The sequence below is a fragment of the Pseudoalteromonas sp. A757 genome (assembly GCF_004103285.1).
GTDB classification, from domain to species: domain Bacteria; phylum Pseudomonadota; class Gammaproteobacteria; order Enterobacterales; family Alteromonadaceae; genus Pseudoalteromonas; species Pseudoalteromonas galatheae.
The window spans coordinates 38525-56223 of record NZ_QNQN01000050.1 but is presented as its reverse complement, the minus strand read 5'-3'; the positions used below and the strand labels follow the sequence as shown (position 1 = coordinate 56223).

At 42.9% G+C, this 17699-nt stretch carries 14 protein-coding genes; 8 read left to right on the top strand and 6 right to left on the bottom strand.

Annotated elements, in window-relative coordinates; translation table 11 throughout:
- Positions 1–1482 precede the first annotated feature (1482 nt).
- Positions 1483–3726 (top strand): TonB-dependent receptor, encoded by a 2244-nt coding sequence (locus DRB05_RS01615; RefSeq protein WP_128725379.1) that lies wholly within the window; start codon positions 1483–1485, stop codon positions 3724–3726.
- Positions 3727–4031: 305 nt separating this feature from the next.
- Complete coding sequence (locus tag DRB05_RS01610) at positions 4032–4436, top strand: PaaI family thioesterase (protein ID WP_240036186.1); 405 nt, start codon at positions 4032–4034, stop codon at positions 4434–4436.
- A gap of 196 nt (positions 4437–4632) precedes the next feature.
- Here the strand turns inward: DRB05_RS01610 and DRB05_RS01605 are convergent, their stop codons facing one another.
- Both DRB05_RS01605 and DRB05_RS01600 read right to left on the bottom strand, forming a co-directional pair.
- Positions 4633–5292 carry a hypothetical protein gene (locus DRB05_RS01605; RefSeq protein WP_128725378.1) on the bottom strand — a complete coding sequence of 220 codons (660 nt, stop codon included), beginning with the start codon at positions 5290–5292 and terminating at the stop codon, positions 4633–4635.
- Between the two features lie 441 nt (positions 5293–5733).
- Positions 5734–7986: a TonB-dependent receptor gene (locus DRB05_RS01600; RefSeq protein WP_128725377.1), complete on the bottom strand. Its 2253-nt coding sequence runs from the start codon at positions 7984–7986 to the stop codon at positions 5734–5736.
- Positions 7987–8240: 254 nt separating this feature from the next.
- On the opposite strand from DRB05_RS01600, the gene DRB05_RS01595 reads away from it, so the two are divergent.
- The 3 genes from DRB05_RS01595 to DRB05_RS01585 all read left to right on the top strand — a co-directional run bounded on the left by DRB05_RS01595 (position 8241) and on the right by DRB05_RS01585 (position 12159).
- On the top strand, positions 8241–9242 hold the full coding sequence (locus DRB05_RS01595; RefSeq protein WP_128725376.1) for a LacI family DNA-binding transcriptional regulator: 1002 nt from the start codon (positions 8241–8243) through the stop codon (positions 9240–9242).
- A 128-nt stretch (positions 9243–9370) separates the two neighbouring features.
- Complete coding sequence (locus DRB05_RS01590; RefSeq protein ID WP_128725375.1) at positions 9371–10633, top strand: MFS transporter; 1263 nt, start codon at positions 9371–9373, stop codon at positions 10631–10633.
- A gap of 8 nt (positions 10634–10641) precedes the next feature.
- A complete protein-coding gene (locus DRB05_RS01585; protein ID WP_128725374.1) occupies positions 10642–12159 on the top strand; it encodes a trehalase family glycosidase in 1518 nt (505 codons plus the stop codon).
- Here the strand turns inward: DRB05_RS01585 and DRB05_RS01580 are convergent.
- Positions 12095–13006 carry an AraC family transcriptional regulator gene (locus tag DRB05_RS01580; RefSeq protein ID WP_128725373.1) on the bottom strand — a complete coding sequence of 304 codons (912 nt, stop codon included), beginning with the start codon at positions 13004–13006 and terminating at the stop codon, positions 12095–12097. The two genes, DRB05_RS01585 and DRB05_RS01580, sit on opposite strands and share 65 nt — an antisense overlap.
- 158 nt (positions 13007–13164) lie before the next feature.
- Here DRB05_RS01580 and DRB05_RS01575 point away from each other — a divergent pair, with 158 nt between their 5' ends.
- Positions 13165–14685: an aldehyde dehydrogenase family protein gene (locus DRB05_RS01575; protein WP_128725372.1), complete on the top strand. Its 1521-nt coding sequence runs from the start codon at positions 13165–13167 to the stop codon at positions 14683–14685.
- 225 nt (positions 14686–14910) lie between these two features.
- Here the strand turns inward: DRB05_RS01575 and DRB05_RS01570 are convergent, their stop codons facing one another.
- Positions 14911–15627, bottom strand: a complete 717-nt coding sequence (locus tag DRB05_RS01570; protein WP_128725371.1) for a haloacid dehalogenase type II — start codon at positions 15625–15627, stop codon at positions 14911–14913.
- A 147-nt stretch (positions 15628–15774) separates the two neighbouring features.
- Between DRB05_RS01570 and DRB05_RS01565 the strand changes: the two genes are divergently transcribed.
- Positions 15775–16662: a LysR family transcriptional regulator gene (locus DRB05_RS01565; RefSeq protein WP_128725381.1), complete on the top strand. Its 888-nt coding sequence runs from the start codon at positions 15775–15777 to the stop codon at positions 16660–16662.
- A gap of 119 nt (positions 16663–16781) precedes the next feature.
- Entirely contained in the window at positions 16782–17066 is a 285-nt protein-coding gene (locus DRB05_RS01560) for a hypothetical protein (protein ID WP_128725370.1), read from the top strand.
- Positions 17067–17225: 159 nt separating this feature from the next.
- Here DRB05_RS01560 and DRB05_RS22615 read toward each other — a convergent pair whose 3' ends face one another.
- Together DRB05_RS22615 and DRB05_RS01555 are read right to left on the bottom strand one after the other, a co-directional pair.
- Positions 17226–17381: a hypothetical protein gene (locus DRB05_RS22615; RefSeq protein WP_161568667.1), complete on the bottom strand. Its 156-nt coding sequence runs from the start codon at positions 17379–17381 to the stop codon at positions 17226–17228.
- Positions 17378–17569 (bottom strand): hypothetical protein, encoded by a 192-nt coding sequence (locus DRB05_RS01555; RefSeq protein WP_128725369.1) that lies wholly within the window; start codon positions 17567–17569, stop codon positions 17378–17380. The genes DRB05_RS22615 and DRB05_RS01555 overlap by 4 nt, the downstream gene beginning before the upstream one ends.
- Between the last annotated feature and the right edge of the window lie 130 nt (positions 17570–17699).

The following is a 17699-nucleotide window of genomic DNA, read 5'->3' as shown; positions in this document are numbered from 1 at the left end:
GTGAAACAAAACAGCGTCGATGATAGTGTGGGCTTCCCATGTGAAAGTAGAACATCGTCAGGGCCTTATTAGAGAAAGCCCGATTCGAGAGAGTCGGGCTTTTTTGCGTTTGAAGTAAAGTACTTCCATGAGTATCTCCCCTTCACGTATCCATGCGCTCATTTCCCCGAACTGCGAAGCGTTGCTTCGGTTTCTTGTCACCCAAACTCAGAAGTGAAACAAAACAGCCGAAGGGTCGGCCCCGGTCAATGATAGTGTGGGCTTCCCATGTGAAAGTAGAACATCGTCAGGGCCTTATTAAAGAACCCGTTGCAGCAATGCGACGGTTTTTTTGCTGTTTGGGGCATAGAGATTTGAGATATAAAACCTAGCGAGGTAAACTCGCTCCTACCACAGCATCAGCACTGACCAGCGTGGTCGGAGGTGGTTTACCCACCGAGCTGTTGGGCTCCCCAAACAAAGAGAGTAAAACATCCTAGTTCGTAGCGAGCCAGGGCCTTATTAAAGGTCGATTAACAGCATTCATCCATGATTCTAATCGACATTAGTACCTCCATGTACGTCAAACCCGTTGCAGAGATGTGACGGGTTTTTTGCTGTTTGGGATTTTAGAAAACCTCGCAAAATCAACACATCGCGAGGTAAACTCGCTCCCACCACAGCATCAGCACTGAGCGGCGTGGTCGGAGGTGGTTTACCCACCGAGCTGTTGGGCTTGGCAAAAAAGAATAAAAGCATCACTTCGTAACATCACGAGCTTTTCTAAACCTAAGTAAATGTGCACCTACCACCACATCAGCACTGAGCAGCGTGGTCGGAGGTGGTTTACCCGCCGAGCTGTTGGGCTTCCCATGTGAAAGTAGAACATCTTACTTCGTAGCGAGCCGGGGCCTTATTAAAGATCGCGAGGTAAACTCGCTCCTACCACCACATCAGCAATGAGCAGCGTGGTCGGAGGTGGTTTACCCACCGATAACTTGCAATGAAAGTTCTGGCTCAAAAACGAGTAGAAGTATTTTTTGACCAAGGTAAAGTTCGCCTTTTACTGCTTATTTTAGACTTCGCAAGGTCAGCCAATTGTTCTACTAAAGGCAAGGTCAAGGCAATAATTTGGCATTCTAGTGATGTATCACTTTAGTAACAAAATAAAGCTTATAGTTCAGTTATATAGTATAATTGTTTGTTGTATAAGGATTTTTTTGAGGTTTATTTTCCTTTAATTGTGTTTAAAGTAGCTACAAAAACCTAAATATTAATTTTTATTAAATAATTATTTCAATTTGTGTCGGTTTTAACTATAATACCCTTCCAGAGGAAAGAGATGCGCCTAGTGCATCTTTTTTTATGCCCAAAATTTGTAGCGTTCAGTCTATTTAGATTTGACGGATTACAGGGCTAGAAGTAATAACACTGAGCTTGTTGCTTCTCTAGTTTGTGACCTCTCGCGACTAGTACACACACGGTGATTCCTTTGGAGATTATATGATTACAGTTTTACCTCGCCTTGGTTTATCTGCGATTTCAGCTGCAGTGTTAGCAGCAGTAGCCCTTCCTAGTACAGCATTGGCTGAACAAGCTAATGTAGAGCAAGAAAAACAAGTTTTTGAAAAAATAGAAGTGACTGCTCGTAAACGTACAGAAAGCTTGTTCGAAACGCCTACCGCAATTACTTCTATCGGTGCTAGTGATATTGATAAAGCCAATATCAGCAATCTAGACGATATTGGTAAGTTCGTTCCAAACTTAAATATTACTCGCTATGGTGTAGGTAACGCTGCACATGCTTCTGTATTTATCCGCGGTATTGGTCTGCAAGACCATGTGATCACAACAGACCCTGGTGTTGGTGTGTACGTTGATGGTGTATATCTTGGCCGTCAGATGGGTTCTAACCTTTCATTGCCAAATGTTGAACGCGTAGAAGTACTACGTGGTCCACAAGGTACACTGTACGGTCGTAACACATTAGGTGGTGCAGTAAATGTAATCACTAAACAACCTGGCGCTGAAGAAGTTGCACGCGTTGAAGCTAAAATAGGTTCTCGCGGTCGTTTAGCGACTGATCTATATACAAGTCAAACTTTAACAGACACACTAAGCTTTTCTGCAAGTGCTTCTTATAAAGAGCGCGATGGTGTAGGCAAAGCAATTAACTTAGCAAATCCTGAAAAAGAAATCGGCGAAGAACAAGAGTTTAGTGGTCGCTTAGCACTTAGATGGCAAGCGACGAATGATTTAGTTGTCACCGCTGCATTTGACGGCGTTGAGAACGAGTCTGGTCAATCGCCGTATACTATCGAATTAACAGATCCGCTTGACTCAAATGATCCTTTCAATGGTGACTTCCCATTGCTAGATGAGTCTATGCTGCCAAACAATCCTGATGATTTGGCAACAACGGTTGCTGGCATTGAAAGCACTGATTATTCTGGTTGGGGCGGCTCCGTGACTGCCGATTGGCAAGCAAGTGATGTTTACTCTGTTAAATTTATCGCAAGTAAGCGTAGCTCTGAATATACCGGCGGCCTAGATGACGATGCGGTAGCACTTAATCTCTCAGAATTCCCAGAAGAGGGCGGTGCAGATCAGTACTCATTTGAACTACAGCTAAATGGTACTTATGACTCTTGGGATTTTGTATCGGGTCTTTATTACTTTAACGAAGATGGCTTTACCAGCTCTGGTCCGTTTGTATTTAGCCCATGGAACACGCCAAATGGATTATTGAATGATGGTCAGACGGCTTCTTTTGGCGGCTACGGTTACTTTGACATCAACCAAGAAACCGATGCCTATGCGGCATATATCAATGCAAGCTTTGACGTGACTGATTTACTCAGCATTGGTGGTGGTTTACGTTACTCTGAAGACAAAAAAGAGGCAAACGCGCTATTCCCAAGCTTTGATGCTCGTAAATACGTTAGCGCAGACTTTGACGAAGTGACGTGGGATGTGAATGCGTCATACCAGCTAACTCGTGACATCAATGTCTACGCACAGGTCCAAAAAGGATACCAAAGTGGCGGCTTCCCACCTCGCCCATTTGGTGGCCCAGATCAATTCGCTGCGTTTGATGAAACTAAAGCGATTAACTACGAAATTGGTTTCAAAGGCCAAGTGCATGAAAACGTATCTATGATGGTTGCTGCATTTGTAACGGATTACACCGATCTGGCGTTACCTTTCAACGACCCGACAGCTGGCGGTGGTTTCGTCACTATCGTGGAAAATGCGGGTGAGTCGAAAGCACAAGGTATTGAACTTGAAACGACAGTCGCAATTACTGATGATTTCTCAGTACGCAGCTCAATCGGTTACCTAGACTCTGAAATTACCCATGTTGATGAAGGTGTTATTGGTATTGGTAAAGGCGATGCGCCAGCACTTACGCCAAGATGGACTGTGATGGTGGCACCATCTTACTTCCATGACTTAGAGCATGGTGCAACGATTGCAGTTAACGCAAGCTACTCGTACCGCTCAGACATGCAAGGTCAGTCTGTAACACGTGCAAGTGAGCATATCGATTCTCGCGAATTGTTAGGCTTTAACATTTCATACACCAACGCTGAAGGCGATATGGAAGTAACGTTATACGGTGAAAACGTGCTTAACGAAGTGTACGATGTAGGTCGTCTACAGCAAAGTGGCTTTGTTGGTGTCATGCGCAGCAATGACCGCAGTGAGTTTGGTATTAAGTTCAAAAAAGAGTTCTGGTTAGATTAATCCAGCCCTAGTTTGAATATAGAAAAAGCCGCTTAGTTTCTTACTACGCGGCTTTTTTGTTTTAAATGTCTCGTCCTAAATTATGTTGAAACATTTCAATCTCATTCAGCATACACAAAGTAATGGATATAACTGCTTGTTTACATTGTGATTAATCTATGGGAATCTAATTGTAGATAATATCTCTAGTCCAGCTTTTATTCGTGTTGAGCTAATCATATCGCTGTCACTCGTTTACCTATAAACGTGAACACCATTCGCGATGTAGAGTCTATTTGAGCGCAAATATTACTAAGGAGAAGAAGTTGAGCAATACTATGTTAGAGGAAGGAAAGGAGATCCTAGCACAGCAGTCTTTTAGTTTGTTGTTGGGCGCTGAGTTGGAGGAGTTTGAGGTTGGCGCTGCTGAGTTAAGCCTAGCTATTCGGGATGATCTTAAACAAAACTATGGTTTTGCACATGGCGGCGTGGTTAGCTATCTAGCTGATAATTGTATTACGTTTGCTGGCGCATCCGTGCTGGGCAGCTGTGTTACCTCAGAATATAAAGTGAACTATGTTAGGCCTGCTATTGGCGATAAGCTAATTGCGAAGTCAACTGTTTTGTATTCGGGTAAACGTCAGGCGACATGCGAATGTAAGGTGTATGCGAAAAGCGGAAACGAAGAGAAGTTAGTGGCAGTTTCTCTTGGCACAATCATCAAAGTTTAAATTAGTTAACCTCAAAGATGAAAGTTGGTCGCTTATTTTTTGTTACTTAGAAGTCAGGTCCTATTAAACCCCAATCAAATTAATCTTTATTTTTACTTTTAAATAGCAATAAGACCCGAAAGCAACTGGGCTTCGAGTCTTAAATTATTTTATATAATATTATTTATTATTTAATAATAAATAATATTCCTTAAATTTACTTGGTGCTGGCTTTTATCACTTTTCCGTTATAAAGATCTATACTGTTGATGTTCTCTATAGAGGAAATAGAATCTTGATGATACGATAATTTTAATAACCCATTATCATCAGATGTATAGATGTAGAGCTTTTTGCTATACTTATCAACGATGACAATATCATCGAATGAGTTAGCATCCAAATCACCGAATTCAATATCAAAATGACCGTGGTCTAAATTTAATTCAGATAAGTCTACATTATATCTATTCTCAATCTCATCAATTGAAATGCTTGGAGCCTTTACATCACCCTCTGCGTTGACAAAGCGGCCTGCAAGGTTAGTCCAGTTAACGCTTCTAGCTTGATCGCCCATAGAACCATGGCAAGTTAACACCCACATTTGTCTACCGTATGCGACATTAAAGATTTCTTTACCTGATTTTGGTACGCTTCTATTATAGCTGCCACCCTGAATTCGGCAATATAAACCATTGGAGCCCCAAGTTTGGTAAGTTGTATGATTAAATGGATGTACGCCACTATTAAAGAAGTGATATATCTTAACTGGAGTGTTATCTATATTTACCGAGCTATTATCAATCTCGCTCGCATTAGCTTGTGAAAAAATTGAAAAGCAAGATAACGCAGCGAATAATGTATTTTTATTAAACATAGTAAATTTCCTTATAATAAAATTAAGTGCTTCATAATAATTGTGAGGCAGCTCCAAGGTATAACTGATAATTCAAAAAGTCAATGGTTTGGATACAAAAAATAAACAGCCGTACATTTTTTTATTTTTAATTTCATTGTATTAACATTTGGTGCAATAATATCGCTCATCGTTTAGTTTTCGTAAAGAAGGAAGTTTTAAATTCGATAATAGGGATTCCTGAATGTGTTATTCTTGCATTTGCCACAGTAGATAACAGGGATAGTATGAGGAGCTAATTCAATATGGACTGATGTTTCACGTATTGGTGATGTCGGGGCGAGAGTACATTTCGAAGGTACTTGAAAACAGCCAACGGATAATTTGAAATTATCTGCAAGCGCTACCACGTTAATAATAGTACAAAAAGGTAGCGCTATGTCGAATACTTAGTTACAGCAGCTAGAACGTATACGCAACGCTAAACTTTACACTCCTTGGCATGATATATCGGCCGTTAGGTGAATCTGGGTTACGTGGATCCCCTTCGGTGATCCCTTGCTTGTCAGTAAGGTTATCTACCGCTAGTTGTAGCTTTACGCCTTCAGTAGGCTCTACAATGAGACCAACATCGAGCTTTTCATAGCCCTCTAACACGACGGTATTTTCGTTATCGCCAAAACGGTCGTCTACGGCTGAGAGTGTGCCATATAAGGTGGCGTACATACCCGATACTTCAAAGTCGTAGCTTGGTGTAACGCGCAGCATCCAATCAGGTTGGCGCTGTGCTTTATTTCCCTCATTTGTTGGGCTTTCAGTAATTTCAGTGTCTTGCCAAGTAGCATTCAAGTTTATCGATAAACCCGATTCATGGTTATAGCTGTAATCAAGTTCTACACCGGTTGCTTCATTGGTGAGAATTTCTGCAGGTACGCCTGGGCGCCTTACAAACGTGTCGCCTTTCACTTCATTGGTAAATAAAGTAACAAACAGGTCGCCAGTTTCACCCATATATTTATAGCCAAGCTCTGCTTGTGTGACTTCTTTAATCAGCGACTCGCCCGATTCATAGGTGCTATAGTTGTCTCTGAAGTCGTCGAAATAAGGCATTTTGTAGCCTTTGTTCATACGCACAAAAACACCTGAATCTAAGCTCAAACTATAGTCAGCGCCTAAGGTCCATGAAGTCTTGCGCTCATCATAGTCAACCGCTTTGGTGATAGCTCCATCTAAACCTTCGTCGACTGAATACTCAACCTCGTGCTGCTCGCTACGTAAGCCTAAATCTAACTTAAGGGCTTCCGTTGCTTGGTAACTTTGGGTGGTGTAGATGGCCCACGTTGTCGCATCACCAGAACTGTTAATGTCGTAGTTGAAGGCGCAGCCCGCAACATCGCTATTACACGCGATACCATCTAACACCTCGCCACCTTGTTCTAAAACGTGGTAGGCGGTATTACCTAAGCTCCACCAGTCTTTTGCAGAGGTAGTTGCAGTATAAATACCAAAGGCACTTGACCAATCACCAAAGGTTTTGCTTAGAGCTAAGTCATTGGTGAAAGCTTCGATATCTTTTAATACAACCCAGCGACCATACTGCTGCACCATTGTATCACCAGCATACTCATTACCAGTGACACTGCCAGTAGCTGTTTCGCCATTGTCCGCTACATCACTTAAAAGCATTGCGCTGCCAGCAGGCACTAGGCCTATTGTATTAGCATCTCCTTGCGTTAAACTAAAGCGGTCGTTTAGTTGCCAACCATTGTCGAAATTTACTTTCAAACTACCGCCTGACACGTGACCCTTCCAGCCACGACCATCCCCTATATCTACATTCATCGTGGTGTTGTGTTCACCAAAATAAATAGTTGCTTTGCGATTGTTTGTGCCTAGTTGAGTAAAACCGGCATCTACACCTTCAACATTAAGGGGAGTTGGTAGGTACCATGCGCCAGTGTCATCAGTTTGACGGGTATAAAGATTAAATTCACCATTAGCAAACTCTTTAGTTAGGTTAATGGTAAATTGATGACCCTTTTCTGAAGTAAATCCCGCATCACGGATCCCAGAAGAGCGTTTGATATAGCCGCCAACCATATAATAAAGGTCATCGGAGATCTCACCACTTAACACGCCGTCAATACGATTTAGGCCATAGTCTGTGGTGGTATATTTAAATGTGCCTTCGGTATCGGCTTGGCCACGTTTAAGTTGAAAGTTCGTCGTTAAGCCCGGCTGACCATTAGATACCACTGGATTTGGTCCACCACGCAGGCCTTCCATCATGCTGATGGTTTCATCGAGCCTGAAAATCGACGTGTTTTCTAAAAATGAGAGTGTTGGTGCAGGATAGATTGGACTGCCTTGCAAACTAACAGTTAAGAATGGCGCATCACCACCACCTGGAAAACCACGAACAAAAACGTTAGCGCCGGATTCTCCACCTGAACTTTCAACCCAGATCCCTGGTACCGCTTTCAGTAAGTCAGCTGTGCTTTTGGGAGCGAGCTTATCAATTTGCACGGCATCGATATTAGTTACAGCAAAGCTTGCATCAATTTTTCTGATCCCTGCGCCACCTGGTGTACCTGACACAATGATGGTTTCTACTTTCTCTTTATTATCTTTCGGTGTTTGCTCAGCCTGAGCTGATGTGCTTAACGCAAGCGTTATAGCAGCAGCGATCAAGCTTAAGGAGTTCGTTTTTATCACGGCTAAAGCCCTCTTGTTGTTGTCATAAACTGGTATTTAACGACTGTCTACTCTTTAAAATAGATCTTAATGCAAACGTTTGCAATAATGTTGTTTAAAATTTTGTCATAAAATGATGTAAGGCATTACAAATATAGCTTGATTGGTGTTCTTTTCTGCTCAGTTAGATTAAGGGATTCAATTAGTTATGGTCTAATTATCAAAAAATTGTAAGAATAGCAGTGCTATTGAGTGCGTTTATTAAGAGGTTTGCGATGGGAACTACACAATTAAAGCTATCTGATCTAGCAAGGTTAGCTGGAGTCTCTACCTCCACAGCTTCCCGTGCACTCAATGATAACCCACTGATAAAAAAGGAAACTCGAGAGCGTATTCAGGCGCTTGCAAAAGAGCATCACTTTAGTATCAACGCAGCGGCTAGTCGCTTACGGATGCAAAAAACCAAAGTCATCGCTGTTATTATTAATCTCGAAGCTGAAACCAAACAATCCGTTGACGACCCATTTTTACTTAAGGTAGTGAGCGATATAAATCGTGCAGTGAATCGAAAAGGTTACGAGTTACTGCTCTCCAATTCATATATGGCGGGGGAGGACTGGCATGGCTACTTTATTTCCGGGCGCCGAGCTGATGGAGTTATCGTCGTAGGGCAAGGCAAAGAGCAAGCACGAATCGAGCGGGCCGCAAAAGCAGGAACGCCAATCGTGGTGTGGGGCGACCCTAAAACTTCTGCAAATTACCCTATCGTTGGTAGTGATAATTTTATTGGTGGTATTAGCGCAACGAAGCACTTAATAGCCAAGGGTGCGTCTAAACTTCTGTTTATGGGCGACCCAGGTCATGCTGAACTTGGTGAGCGCTATCGGGGGTTTTGCCATGCGGTAGAAGAAGCTCAAGTAGAAGCGCAAATGGTTAAAATCGATATTACCTCAGAAGCAGCCTACGCGAGTATAAACGCTTTGTTGCGTGCGCAAGGATTAACCTTTGATGGGATATTTGCTTGTAGTGATATGGTTGCACTTGGGGTACTAAAAGCCCTAAAAGAGCGTTATGTCAGCGTGCCCAATGACGTTCGAATTGTTGGCTTTGACGATATTGCGATGGCACAAATTAGCTTTCCAGCACTTACGACGATTAAACAAGACACTAGTGCGGCGGCGCAGTTATTGGTGGAGAAGCTACTCTCTCAGCTAAGTGGTGAAAAAACTACTTCTCAAGAGGTTCCATCCTCATTGGTTATCAGACAATCCAGTTAAACCTTTGCAATTGTTATAATAATCATTAGCTTATAAAGCCTCGTTATGATTTAAAATGCAAACGATTGCAAAAAAGAAAAAGTCTGTCTAGACTAAAAAGAAATCACAGTGTTTTAACGAGAATAACAATGAACCGAGCACGTATCATACTTGCCATGGCCGTTAGTTACTTCCTATTCGCTATTTTGCTTAATAGTGTAGGGACGGTCATTTTGCAGTCCATTCATAGTTTTGGTATTACAAAAGCCCAGGCCGCCACCTTAGAGGCATTTAAAGATCTTCCTATCGCCATCGTTTCATTTCTGGTTGCGTCGGTTATCCCCAGGGTTGGGTTTAAGATCGCTCTGACTGCAGTGCTCGCGGGCGTAGCATTAATTTGTAGTATCACTCCTATGGTCGCTGAGTTTTGGATTCTTAAATTAGTATTTGCTTCTGTAGGGGCGGCATTTGCGGTGGTTAAAGTGTCGGTTTATGCGCTGGTTGGTCAAGTTACTGAAGGGAGCAACCAGCATTCAAGCCTGCTTAATTTCATTGAAGGCGTGTTTATGTTGGGGGTCCTCGGCGGTTATTGGATTTTTGCGGCGTTTATTGACAACGGCGATAACTCTCTTGGCTGGTTAAACGTCTATTTCGTGTTAGCTGTTCTGAGTGCTTTTACTGCATTTATCGTTTGGATCTCCCCAATTGCAAAGCCAGAGCCAACGCAAGCCACCGAGTCTAGTGTCTCTGCATTTATGGCGATGCTAAAGCTTGTTGCTAAGCCGCTTGTGCTGGTATTTGTGATTTCCGCATTTTTATACGTATTGATAGAGCAGAGTATAGGCACTTGGCTGCCTACTTTTAATAATGAGATCCTGTCATTACCGGTGAACATTAGCGTGCAAATTACCAGTGTTTTTGCTGCCTGCTTAGCACTCGGTCGGCTAGGTGCTGGCATTGTGTTAACCAAAGTACATTGGTATGTGGTGTTAAATGTTTGTCTTGCCGCTATGGCAGGGTTAGTGATTTTAACCTTACCTATGACTGAGGGTATTGAGAAAACGCTTATTTCTTCGTTATTTGACGCACCCCTCGTGGCTTTTCTCATGCCGCTGATCGGTCTTTTTATGGCGCCTATTTATCCAGTGATTAATTCGGTAATGCTAAGTAGTTTACCCACTACACAGCACGCTTCGATGACAGGGCTAATCGTTGTATTTTCAGCGCTGGGTGGTAGCACGGGTTCAATGATCACAGGTTTAGTATTTCAACATTTTGGCGGTCAACAAGCGTTTTATGGGGCACTTATTCCCATGCTGGTGATTGCTGTATGTTTATATTTTTTTAAATCGATGAGTGAGTCTAGCCAATCAAATCATGCTCACACGCCAAATCAACAAAAGGTGAGCTGAGGTTTTACATGCAGTACCAATCAAACTTTTATTCCACAGAGATTTTCAAGGCGGTGCAAAGCGCTGGCCTGTTTTCAGACAGTAAAGTTTTTGCAGATGCCATCGCAAAAATTCCGCTCGCAGAGATAGAAAACCAGTATGTGATGCAAAAGCCGACGGGAGAGGCGTTACTTAGATTTGTGCATGCGCATTTTGACTTTGTTGCCAACAAAGAGCTAGATGCCTTACCTGACTTTACTAGTGCGCAGCAGTATATCAGTGCGCTGTGGTCGCGTTTATCTAGAAAGCCGAGTACCGTTGCTAAAGGCTCCTTGCTACCTTTACCTCATCCGTATGTAGTACCGGGTGGACGTTTTAATGAGATTTATTACTGGGATAGCTACTTTACGGCACTTGGGCTTTTGGATGCGAACAGAAGCGATCTCGTTGAGGGAATGTTAGATAACTTTGTGAGTCTTATTGATCGTATTGGACATGTACCTAACGGTAATCGAGATTATTACCAAAGCCGCTCCCAGCCGCCTGTAACCGCATTAATGGTTGATTTGCTGTGGCAGGAAAAATCCCACGATGAGCAGTGGTTATCGCGAGTTACTCAGGCATTACTGAAAGAACATCAGTTTTGGCAGACCGGAGAGGGTTTGAGTTGCACGGATAAAAAAGCGCAGTACCGAGTCGTAATCATGCCGTGTGGGGGCAAACTGAATCGCTACTGGGATCCGCTTGCAGCACCGCGACCAGAGTCTTTTATTGAGGATATAGAATTAGCCGCAGCGGTTACGGACAGCGAAACGTTTTATCAGCACATTCGTGCGGCTTGTGAGTCGGGGTGGGACTTTAGTAGCCGCTGGTTAGCAAACGCTGACGATTTAGCGAGCATTCGTACGACGGACATTATCCCTGTGGATTTAAATGCACTGCTGGTATTGCTTGAGTCGCAAATCGCGCGGTGTTTTGAGAAATTAAACGAGCTAACGCAAGCTCAGTACTATGCCAATTTAGCGTCAAATCGCAGTGCACTGATACAGAAATATTGTTGGTGTGATAAAAAAGGCTGGTTTTTCGATGTGGATCTTAATGATTATGCGCGTACCACAGTTGAATCTCTAGCGGGCGTTGTGCCTATGTTTGCTGAGCTGGTTACACCCGAGCAGGCAGAGCATATTGGCAAAAAACTCGAGGCAGAGTTTTTGCAGCAAGGTGGATTGGTTAGTACCTTAGTCACTACTTCACAGCAGTGGGACAGTCCTAATGGCTGGGCACCACTGCAGTGGTTTGCGGTGTCAGGTTTAAGGGCATATGGTCAAAATCAACTCGCGAATAAGATTATGCAAGCATGGCTTTATGCTGTTGAAACCGGCTTTGAGCAAATCGGCTGTTTGCTTGAGAAGTATAATGTGGTTGAACCGGATAAACAGGCAAGTGGCGGAGAATACGTGGTGCAACAGGGTTTTGGCTGGACTAACGGAGTAACCAGTCGTTTTTATCGGCTTTTAGTGCCTGAAGTTGATAGTCCTTTGGCGTGATATTAAAGGCTTGTTTAAACGCTCGACTGAACTGACTTGGATGTTTAAAGCCGAGTGCAAAACTAATTGTGGTGATCTGAATTCCTGCTTTTAGTTTTGCCTTTGCTTCAGCTAGTCTTCGTGCTTGGAGCCACTGCTGTGGCGTCGTCGCAAATGACTTTTTAAATTGATTGAAAAAGCGGCTTCTACTCATGCAGCTAAGTTTACAAAGTTTCTCTACATCTAATGGCTCGTCTAAATGAGTCTCCAAATAATGCACCGCTTGATACAAACCGTTTTGATCAGGCGTTTGTTTTACTGCGCCTAACAGCAGATCTCGGCTTTGTTGCTGTAGTAGTCTTGCAATTAGTTCGTCCATTGCCAAATCGATAAAGTACCCCCGCTCAGCCTCATTCTCACTGAACAGATGGAGCAATCGCCCCAAGCAGTGCTGGGTTTGCCAGTTATGCTCGGTGTGAACCAGCTGCTTTTGATAATTAAAATCACTAGGAAGCGAAAGCGCTAACTTCTCACTCACGGTATTAATTTTCTCTCGACTGATCTCAATTGCTAAACAGGTGGTGGGAGCGGATAAGCTGGCGTCGGGAAAGTCTATAAATACGGTTTGTTCTGGTGCCAATACGAAGCTTTGATGAGGTAAAAAGGGCTGATGATAGTCACAACTCTCTACATGCATCACTTTTTTGCCCGTGATCATTGCACAAAACAACACTTCATTAGAGGCGAGTTTGACTCTATTGGTACTTTCGTAAGTGTCATAGACGCTCAGCTCTACGTGATTGGCGGCAAAACTTATTTTGTTTTCAACTAAGCGTTCGACACGACTGCGATGTTTAGAGATTTGCAAACAATGCACTCCTTCTCGGTTACTTTTGGACTGTGCGTATACATTCCGAGACCCTAAGTTAAGTTTTTAAAGGTGAATTTGGCTAATGTCAAATATTAGTAAAAACAAAACTGGGACGAATGAAGCCCAAATAAATAACACAAGTTGCAGAGGTAAAAATGATATACGCAAACCCAAATACTGAAGGTGCAGTCGTCAGCTTTAAGTCTCAATATCAAAACTTTATTGGCGGTGAGTGGACGCCACCCGTTAACGGCCAGTACTTCGACAATATTAGTCCTGTTAATGGCGAAGTGTTCTGTCAGATCCCGCGCTCAAATAATGCAGACATTGAACTGGCACTTGACGCTGCCCATGCCGCAAAGGCGGCGTGGGGTAAAACTTCGGTCACTGAACGAAGCAATATATTACTCAAAATCGCAGACCGAATGGAAGCAAACCTTGAATACCTAGCGGTAGCCGAAACATGGGATAATGGTAAAGCTGTACGTGAAACGCTAGCCGCGGATGTTCCCCTTGCTGCTGATCACTTCCGCTATTTTGCAGGTTGTATTCGTGCTCAAGAAGGAGCCATTGGTGAAATTGATGAGTCAACCGTGGCCTATCATTTTCATGAACCTCTGGGCGTTGTGGGGCAGATCATCCCATGGAACTTCCCATTACTTATGGCCGCTTGGAAACTGGCACCCGCTCTCGCAGCTGGAAACTGCGTAGTGCTAAAACCTGCGGAGCAAACGCCTGCATCTATTTTGTTGTTGATGGAACTTATCGCTGATTTATTACCAAATGGCGTGGTTAATGTTGTGAATGGTTTTGGGAAAGAGGCAGGCGAAGCGCTTGCTACGAGTACACGTATCGCAAAAATTGCGTTTACAGGCTCGACTCCTGTGGGTTCTCACATCCTAAAATGTGCCGCTGAAAATATCATTCCCTCAACGGTGGAGCTAGGGGGTAAGTCGCCTAATATCTACTTTAGTGATGTGATGCAAGCTGACGATGATTACCTAAGCAAGTGTATTGAAGGCGCGGTGCTGGCCTACTTTAACCAAGGAGAAGTATGTACTTGTCCATCGCGATTGCTCGTGCAAGAAGATATATACGATGACTTTATAGCCAAAGTCATCGAACGCACCAAGGCGATTAAACGCGGCAATCCGCTTGATACAGAGACCATGGTTGGTGCACAAGCCTCACAAGCTCAATTTGATAAAATCCTTAGCTATATTGATATTGGCAAAAAGGAAGGGGCTGAAGTGTTAATCGGTGGCGAAGTCGCAGAGCTTGGCGAGGGTTATCATAAAGGCTTTTATATTCAGCCGACGCTGTTAAAAGGGCATAACCAAATGCGGGTATTCCAAGAAGAAATATTTGGTCCGGTGATCTCTTTATGCACTTTTAAAGACGAAGCGGAGGCGTTGGAATTGGCGAATAGCTCTGAATTTGGTTTAGGAGCTGGGGTGTGGACTAGAGATATGAATCGCGCATATCAATTTGGTCGCCAAATCGAAGCGGGTCGCGTCTGGACTAACTGTTATCATATGTATCCTGCGCACGCGGCATTTGGTGGTTATAAAAAATCAGGCATTGGCAGAGAAACTCATAAAAAGGCGCTGGATCATTACCAACAAACCAAGAACCTCTTGGTGAGCTATAGCACCAGTCCTTTAGGGTTTTTCTAATAACCTAAGTTATTCTATTAATTGAGTACTGACAAAGTTGGCAGTACTCAATTAATCAGTCATAAGGCTAAGTTGTTTATTCGCAAACACTATCCTACGTTTGAGCCCTTTACCAGACATGCTGGTGGCGCAAGAAGGCTCACATAGCCGATTTAGTTCAAGTCCCGATATGCCTTTACCATTTTTATCTGCTAGTGTCAGGTTGCCTACGGGTATTTTTTAATACTACTCGTTTTCAGAAGTGGTGAGTTCATCAGCCAAACTTGTTAAATCAGTCAGCACGTAATCAGGTGCCTTTGCCAGTGGATAAAGTTGCTTTTGTGGTCTTGCAATAAACGCAGTTTGCATGCCCGCGGCTTTAGCGCCGGCAACATCCCAGCCGTGAGCCGCCACCATTAGCGCTTGATCTGGGCGAATATTTAGTTGCTGTAACGCCCACTCATAGGCTCTAAGGTCGGGCTTATACACTTTAATGTCTTCAATACTCAAGCGTTGATCAAAATAGGTAATTAGACCGGCATTTTCAAACTGCGCTTTAACTCCTGCATTCGATGAATTGGTTAAACTCACGAGTTTAAAGCCTGCTTGTTTGAGCCGTTTTAGCGCCGGAATGACGTCTTTATGCGGGGGCAAAGAGAGCAGGGCGGGCACAATTGCTTGCTTAGCTTGTGCGTCAGTTATCGTTAGGCCTTTGTTCTTTGCAACCATCTGTAGCGCGGCAACGCCTATCTTGCCAAAATCTTGATAATCACCACTTACTGTAGTCACTAACGAGTGATGTAGCATAGTGGAAAACCAAAGAGGTAATAGGGACTCATCACCCCCCAAAACTTGACTAACTGGTTTATTCATTGACTCTAAATCAAGTAAGGTTTCATTGACATCGAAGAAAATAACTTCCGGGCGTTCAGCCTTTGAGTTGGCTTGGCTAATATTCGGCATTAGGCCTCCTAACATAACGAATAGACTAATTAAGGTGCGTTTCATTGATAATTCCAATTTAGTTGCGATGAGAAGCAGTATATTTATTTGATAAATTTAAACAAAGCGCGCATATTCGAAAGTAAGATTCGAGAAAATCAAATCGACATGTATTCAATCGCTGAACTCGAAACATTCTTAGCTATTATTAAACATCAAGGAGTGGTTAATGCTGCGAAGCAATTGAGGCTCTCGCCTGCGACAGTTAGTCATCGTCTTAATAAGTTAGAACAATATTTAGGCACGACTTTGCTGTTTAGAGATAGTCGTACGCTAACTTTGTCCCCAGCCGGAAGTACTTTTAGAGAGAGGGTGGAGCATATATTAGAGGCGCTTTATGATGCTGAGCATGAAATAGGTGCAAGAGGCTCAGCGGTGAGCGGGTTACTTCGTGTCACTATGCCGCCTTGGGTGTTTTCACAATTTGTGATGCCAAACCTAAGTCAATTTGAACAAGCGCACCCACAGTTAGCACTCGATTTCCTGATCAATGACCAGTTTGTAAACATAGTTGAAGGTGCTCAAGATGTAGCGATACGTGTTGGGCTGCTGGCTGATTCGGGGTTGTTGGCGAGAAAGCTATGCGATAACCACCGGATATTATGTGCAGCGCCGAGCTATATTACTCGCTATGGCATGCCTGAAAATATCAGCGAATTACAAAATCACTTTTTTGTATGCTTACCTTGGCAACGAGAATTTAAGTTAAAAGAGCCAAACGGTAGCACTGTACACTTTAACGCAAAAACTCGTTTTACGATTTCAAACTCAGACAACATGACTTCTGCCGCCTTGGCTGGCCACGGTATTGCAGTTAAATCTCACATCGCCATCAGAGATAACCTAAAACGGGGTGAGTTAGTGCCTATAATTCCAGGTTGTCTCGAAAGTGACGACGCGCCTATTTGGTTTGTTAGGCCACAGCATTCGCTGAAGACACGCAAGGCAGAGGCATTCTATGAATTTATGAAGGCATTGTTCGAAAATAAGGGCTAATACTTTAGTCTGCTTGTGCTTTTAAACTAATAGCTCTAAACTCTGTATTAAAATTAGAAACTAGCCAGCTTGATGATTGTAAAATCGAACTGGTAACACTGATAGCAAACGGAGCTGCTATGTTTAAATTCATTTCTTGGATTTTTTCTATCACCGCATTTTCACTTACTCTATTCTTTATCGTGCAAGGTAGTTATATGCTTTGTTTAGTTATGCTATTTGCTGGATTAATTGCATTGCCAAAACATGAAAAAGAATTGCAACCACTAGGTATGAGATTACATGCTAAGCATTTTTCTCGGGAGTCTCGCTCACTTAGCTCAAAAGAGGTAATGAACTTTTTATTAGCATGCTCATTGGCTGGCGCTAGCCTTGCATACCAATGGCATGTGGTAACAATATAGACTTTACTGAACTTAATATCTTGAGTGTTTATATACAGCCATAATCCGAGTTTCTATTGATGGGAAATTCGGATATTTTTCAAGGTTGCCTCACGGTAGGGTTAATCCCTAACAATGCTTATCTCAAATATCTGTTTCCTAATGCACAGAATCTGATGCTCAGCGAATATGCTTTTTGGCGTTGTCTGGCAGATAAAAGGCGCGTTTTACGTACCGACCAATTCTACGAATGCAAGCGCTAATTGCGACCTCAAGTTGCCTTGCTGTTTCAGAGATTTCTATCTGCTTTTTTGAGGTTAATGTTGCTCTAATCATACAGACATATCGTATTTTTTTTCGTTTTCCTCTGAGTCAATTTTTTCAAGCTGAATGTTGACTTTTTCTATGTCACTTTCATATCTTCCCAACGCCAGCCGCACCTTCGCTTCAATTCTGCTCTGGATCTCATTACTGGCAAGATTTGGCGTTTGGGCTCCATTAAAGATCACTATCATTTTTGACACTCATATTCTTTCTTTGGCTATCGTTTCGCTGAAAATCATTTCTTTAAATCAAATCGTATAGCTTGTAATGATTAAATTTAAATCGTTTGTTATATGTATATAGTTCGAATAAAACGAGCTTTATTGTAAG

What these genes read in the sequence shown, in the direction of transcription:
- DRB05_RS01615 (WP_128725379.1), top strand. Translation starts at nt 1,483, where the DNA reads ATGATTACAGTTTTACCTCGCCTTGGTTTATCTGCGATTTCAGCTGCA.
- DRB05_RS01605 (WP_128725378.1), bottom strand. Translation starts at nt 5,292, where the DNA reads ATGTTTAATAAAAATACATTATTCGCTGCGTTATCTTGCTTTTCAATT.
- DRB05_RS01595 (WP_128725376.1), top strand. Translation starts at nt 8,241, where the DNA reads ATGGGAACTACACAATTAAAGCTATCTGATCTAGCAAGGTTAGCTGGA.
- DRB05_RS01590 (WP_128725375.1), top strand. Translation starts at nt 9,371, where the DNA reads ATGAACCGAGCACGTATCATACTTGCCATGGCCGTTAGTTACTTCCTA.
- DRB05_RS01585 (WP_128725374.1), top strand. Translation starts at nt 10,642, where the DNA reads ATGCAGTACCAATCAAACTTTTATTCCACAGAGATTTTCAAGGCGGTG.
- DRB05_RS01575 (WP_128725372.1), top strand. Translation starts at nt 13,165, where the DNA reads ATGATATACGCAAACCCAAATACTGAAGGTGCAGTCGTCAGCTTTAAG.
- DRB05_RS01570 (WP_128725371.1), bottom strand. Translation starts at nt 15,627, where the DNA reads ATGCCGAATATTAGCCAAGCCAACTCAAAGGCTGAACGCCCGGAAGTT.
- DRB05_RS01565 (WP_128725381.1), top strand. Translation starts at nt 15,775, where the DNA reads ATGTATTCAATCGCTGAACTCGAAACATTCTTAGCTATTATTAAACAT.
- DRB05_RS01560 (WP_128725370.1), top strand. Translation starts at nt 16,782, where the DNA reads ATGTTTAAATTCATTTCTTGGATTTTTTCTATCACCGCATTTTCACTT.
- DRB05_RS22615 (WP_161568667.1), bottom strand. Translation starts at nt 17,381, where the DNA reads ATGATTAGAGCAACATTAACCTCAAAAAAGCAGATAGAAATCTCTGAA.